6 protein-coding genes are annotated in these 4,769 nt (G+C 49.8%); all 6 read left to right on the forward strand.

The genetic code is table 11. The features are described from left to right. Positions 1 to 380: 380 nt before the first annotated feature. The 6 genes from HMPREF2626_RS09820 to mscL all read left to right on the forward strand — a co-directional run bounded on the left by HMPREF2626_RS09820 (position 381) and on the right by mscL (position 4,234). Positions 381 to 743: a DNA replication initiation control protein YabA gene (locus HMPREF2626_RS09820; protein WP_070620799.1), complete on the forward strand. Its 363-nt coding sequence runs from the start codon at positions 381 to 383 to the stop codon at positions 741 to 743. Between the two features lie 24 nt (positions 744 to 767). Then, positions 768 to 1,511: a tRNA1(Val) (adenine(37)-N6)-methyltransferase gene (locus HMPREF2626_RS09825; protein ID WP_070620802.1), complete on the forward strand. Its 744-nt coding sequence runs from the start codon at positions 768 to 770 to the stop codon at positions 1,509 to 1,511. Next, complete coding sequence (locus HMPREF2626_RS09830; RefSeq protein ID WP_070620805.1) at positions 1,504 to 1,812, forward strand: GIY-YIG nuclease family protein; 309 nt, start codon at positions 1,504 to 1,506, stop codon at positions 1,810 to 1,812. The genes HMPREF2626_RS09825 and HMPREF2626_RS09830 overlap by 8 nt, the downstream gene beginning before the upstream one ends. 12 nt (positions 1,813 to 1,824) lie before the next feature. Then, complete coding sequence (rsmI, locus tag HMPREF2626_RS09835) at positions 1,825 to 2,727, forward strand: 16S rRNA (cytidine(1402)-2'-O)-methyltransferase (protein WP_070620808.1); 903 nt, start codon at positions 1,825 to 1,827, stop codon at positions 2,725 to 2,727. Next, positions 2,724 to 3,761 (forward strand): YdcF family protein, encoded by a 1,038-nt coding sequence (locus tag HMPREF2626_RS09840; protein WP_070620811.1) that lies wholly within the window; start codon positions 2,724 to 2,726, stop codon positions 3,759 to 3,761. Before rsmI ends, HMPREF2626_RS09840 begins: the two co-directional genes overlap by 4 nt. 83 nt (positions 3,762 to 3,844) lie before the next feature. Next, positions 3,845 to 4,234 (forward strand): large conductance mechanosensitive channel protein MscL, encoded by a 390-nt coding sequence (gene mscL / locus HMPREF2626_RS09845; protein WP_070620813.1) that lies wholly within the window; start codon positions 3,845 to 3,847, stop codon positions 4,232 to 4,234. The last annotated feature ends 535 nt before the right edge of the window (positions 4,235 to 4,769 follow it).

The raw sequence follows: 4,769 nt of genomic DNA on the forward strand, positions 1-4,769 counted from the left end.
TTCGATGAGCCTCCAATCATTCAAGTCTAACCGCTCTTGCTCACACCCTTATCTAGTCGGGTTCGCAAAGGCAGAAAGGGAGTGACTTCAGCAAAGTGGAACGACCGGCTAAAGCCGCTCTTATCCTCTTTGCCTCCAGTCATCCCTTTCTAACCGCCTTTGCTCACACCCTTATCTAGTTGGGTTCGCAAGAGCAGCTTTGGAGTGCTTTCGCAAGTCGGGAACGTGCAAGCGTGGCTTGCTCTTATTCCGACTTACTCCAAGCATCCAAAGCTAAGCGCTCTTGCTCACACCCTTTATTACAAGCACGTTAGGGTAAAATATGCTAAAATGGATGACTAGAAGAAGGCTTCTTGTTTAAGCTGTGAAGGAGGGATTTGATGGATAATCGTGAGATGGTTGAGGAGTTTGAGGGGATGAAGGCTCAGCTGAGTGCTTTGTTGGAGAATCTGGACCGTTTGGAGGAGCGTTGGTCGGAGGCGGTTATGCAAAACCATGACTTGCAGATGGAGAACCAGTATTTGCGCGAGCGACTCCAAGAATTGACCGCGCCTGACCAGGGTGGCCAGGCTGAGCTAGGTGGGCATAGCCCGGAAGATGTGTCAGGCTTGTCCCCAGCCTTGAAGAACCTAATGAATATTTATGAGGATGGCTACCATATTTGTAATATTTCTTATGGTCAGCGCCGGGCGAATGATGAACAGTGCATGTTCTGCTTGGACATCCTCTACAGTGACCGTTAAGCAGCAGGAGAGGGAGGAATCGCAATGACCGAATTGAAGCCAGGCGAGCGTTGGGACCGCTTGATGCGGGAGGATCTGGATATTATTCAAAGCGCGGATCATTTTGCCTTCTCCATTGATGCCCTCTTGCTGGCTGACTTTGCCCAGACCAAGGCGAGTGCCCGGTCTGTGACGGTTGACTTTTGCACGGGTAATGGGGTCTTGCCCCTGGTCTTAGCGCAAAGGACGCAAGGGAAGGTCTACGGGATTGAATGGCAGGAGGATGTGGCAGATATGGCCCAGCGCTCGGTTTGCCACAACCACTTGGAGGACCAGGTTCAGATTATCCAGGGCAATATCCGCCGGGCGCGGGATTACTTTGCCCATGATAGTGTGGACCTGATCACCTGCAATCCACCCTATTTCAAGGTCTATCCCCAGTCCCCTCTGAATCCTAACGATAGTAAGGCGGTGGCTCGGCATGAACTCCTGATGACGGCGGAGGATATCTTCCAACAGGCGAAGATCCTCCTGAAGTCACGGGGGAAGCTTTATCTCGTTCACCAGGTGGAACGTCTGCCGGAACTCTTACTCCTCGCCGATAAGCACCGGCTCCAATTGAAGCGGCTCCGCTTGGTGTACCCCCTGCCTGGACGGGAGGCCCATATCGTCCTTCTCGAATTCATTAAGAATGGCCAGGCAAAAGGTTTGCGAGCTGAGCCTCCGCTCTATATCCATGACCAAGAGGGGCACTATTCTAAGGAAGTGGCGGCGGTGCTCTATGGCTAAACACTATATGTATGTCTTGGCCTGCGCTGACCAGACCCTCTATACGGGCTATACCACTGATCTTAAACGCCGGGAAAAAGCCCACCAGTCCGGCAAAGGAGCCAAGTATACTCGGCCAGCTTCCCGTCGCCCCTGCTATATGATCTATGCTAAGGCTTATGCGAATAAGTCTGCAGCCATGTCGGCGGAATATGCCTTCAAGCACCAGAAGCGACCGGCTAAGGAAGCCTACCTAACCCAGCAGGGGATCGACTTCAGCCAACCCTTGACCCAGCAATTTATCTTCGACAATACGCCTTAAGGAGGTCCCAGTATGCAGGAACAAAAAAGTTTTCAAGCGTCAGACCGAGGTCGGCTCTACCTTGTGCCGACGCCCATTGGTAACTTGGAGGATATGACCTTCCGTGCGGTGACCACCCTCAAGGAAGTTGATCTGATATTATCTGAAGATACCCGCAATACTCAAAAACTCCTCAATCATTTTGACATCTCAACCAAGCAGTTGAGCTATCATAAGTTCAACCACCAGGAACGCTTAGCGACGATTTTAAAGCGCTTGGAGGAGGGAGAAGTCCTAGCCCAGGTGTCGGATGCCGGCATGCCTGCTATCTCGGACCCCGGCGCTGACCTGGTTCAGGCGGTTATCCAAGCTGGTTATCCGGTGATTCCCCTGCCTGGTCCCAATGCGGCCCTGACTGCCCTCATGGCTTCTGGCCTCGATACCCAGCGTTTTCTTTTCGTCGGCTTTCCGCCTCGCAAGAAAAAAGCCCTCAAGGAGACTCTAGCAGACTTGAAGGGCGACCAGGCAACTCTGATTTTCTACGAATCACCTTACCGGCTCCGCCAGACTCTTAAAGCCTGTGCTGAGGTCTTCGGTAATGACCGTCAAGTGGTTGTCGTTCGGGAATTGACTAAGCGCTTCGAGGAGTTTCGTCGGGGAACTCTAGCCGAAGTCCTTGCCTACTATGAAGACCATCCTGAAATAAAGGGCGAAATCTGCTTCATGCTGGCAGGCCAGTCGGAGGAAGAAGCCCAGGCGGAACAAGCAGCAGCGGCCCCCAATGCTGACTTGAGCTTGCGCGACCAGGTTCTGGGACGGATGGCTCAAGAAGGTCTGACCTCCAAAGCAGCCATCAAGGCAGTGGCCAAGGACCAGGGTCTGGCCAAGCAGGAGGTCTATGCCGCCTACCACCAGATTGAAGGTGGTCAAAGGTGATTATTTATGGCATCGCCTTTGCCCTGATTGCCGTGGCCCTGGTTATCTTTATCCTGGCACCACGCAATGTGTGGGATAACTTGATTCTGATTCTAGGCTTGGTCTGCCTCTTTCTTGCGGTGATCAATGACCAGAATTTTCCGCGTTATTACTGGGTCCACCAGGTTTTTCGCTGGGCCCAGGTCCTAACCGACTATATCGCGCCCTTGCTCTTGATGATCTTTGGGGTCTGCATGTTCTCTTTGGCCTTGAATCTCTTTACCAAGGAACATTCCTATAGCCAGTTGCTGGTGGGCCTCTTCCTCAGTGTCCTCTTGATCGGGATTTCTATCGCCCATTACTGGCTGATTTTTACCGTAGAGCTTTCGGACAAGCAGGATTGGCTCAGGATTCCAGACTTTGTAATGGCCTATTATGTGCTCTTATTTATTAACTATTTACTAATGTCCGCCCGCTTGTCCTTCCTTGAAAGCCAAAAGGCCCAGGACTATGTGATTGTCTTGGGAGCTTCTTTAAGACCAGATGGCAGCCCCAGTGGCGTTCTGGAGCGGCGCTTGAATCGGACCCTATCTTACCTGAACTGGCACACCTATATCCATGGCAAGCAGCCAATGACCATTGTCTCGGGTGGTCTGACCGGTCCCAAAGCTAGCTATACCGAGGCGGAAGTGATGCGCGACTATCTCCTTGCCCGAGGCCTTTCAGCAGATAAGATTCTCTTGGAAGACCAAGCGTCCAATACTCACGGTAACTTCTATTACAGTAAGTGCCTGATCCAAGACCGCCAGCCCATTATCGAAGCGGTTTCTGCTGTCTTCGTGACCTCTTCCTACCACCTCTACCGCAGCCAGCTCTATGCCAACTTGGAGAAGCTCTACCAGGTGAGCGGGATTGGCGCCCCTTCTACCTTGAAGGAATGGACCATCGATAGCTTCCGCGAATACATCGCCATTCTCTTTATGCACCGTCGCCTGCACTTTATCGTCAGCCTTGCTTTACTCGGCTTTGGCATCATTAATTTTGTACATTTTTAAAAGGAAAGACTTTAAGTTGTTCTTAATTTGTGCTTTAATAGACTCATAGGAAAAGCTAAATATTAAGGAGGTAGCTAGTACTTATGTTAAAAGAATTCCGCGATTTTATCGCAAAAGGTAATGTAATGGATATGGCCATCGGGGTTGTTATGGCGACCGCTTTCACTGCCATTGTCAATTCTTTAGTTGAAGATATTATTATGCCAATTGTGGCTTTCTTCACGGGCTCAACGGACTTTACTGATATTGTTTTGCAGATTGGTAATACCAAGTTGATGGTGGGGAACTTTATTCAATCCATCGTTTCCTTCCTGATTATCGCCCTGGTTCTCTTCTTTGTGATGAAGGGTGTGGCTACTTTGAAGAACACCTTCATGAAGGAAGAAAAAGTTGATGACGCAGAAGAAGAAGCGAAGCCAAGCCAAGAAGAAATCCTCTTGACTGAAATCCGCGATCTTTTGAAGAATAAATAGTATTAACAATGATTCGTAATCATTAATAAGCAAAAACACCGCTCTCTAAAAAGGGCGGTGTTTTTTTAATTCGGTGCTAGTTATCAGCATTAAAATATCAAGAAGGCTTATTTTTAGGGGGTGATCGCGTTAACTTCCAAAAAGGGGCCTCGATTAGCAAGTAGCTGGCCTTGAACTTTCTAACGAGCTGCCTGTTAGCAAGTAGGACGTGGGCAACTTTCAAATGCCAGCTCCGTTAACAAGTAGAGTCGTGTCAACTTGCAAACGGAGCTCTGATTAGCAAGTAGACTAGCACAGCTGGCAAATGGGCCTCCAATTAGCAAGTTCAGCTCCTGCTAGGCAAGCTGACTGGGCTCATCATAATGTAAACAAGCTAGCAAGATCCTTGCTAGCTTGTTGATCCGTACTTTATATTTTTACCATGGATTGTGCCATATTTTACTTAGACTCGGCTTGGGAAGCTAAACGCCAGCCCTCACACCCTATCTAGTCGGGTTCGAGCGCACAGAAGTGGCTCCTCTTCACAAAAGGGAAC

Source organism: Aerococcus sp. HMSC062A02 (assembly GCF_001809535.1).
Classification (GTDB): Bacteria; Bacillota; Bacilli; order Lactobacillales; family Aerococcaceae; genus Aerococcus.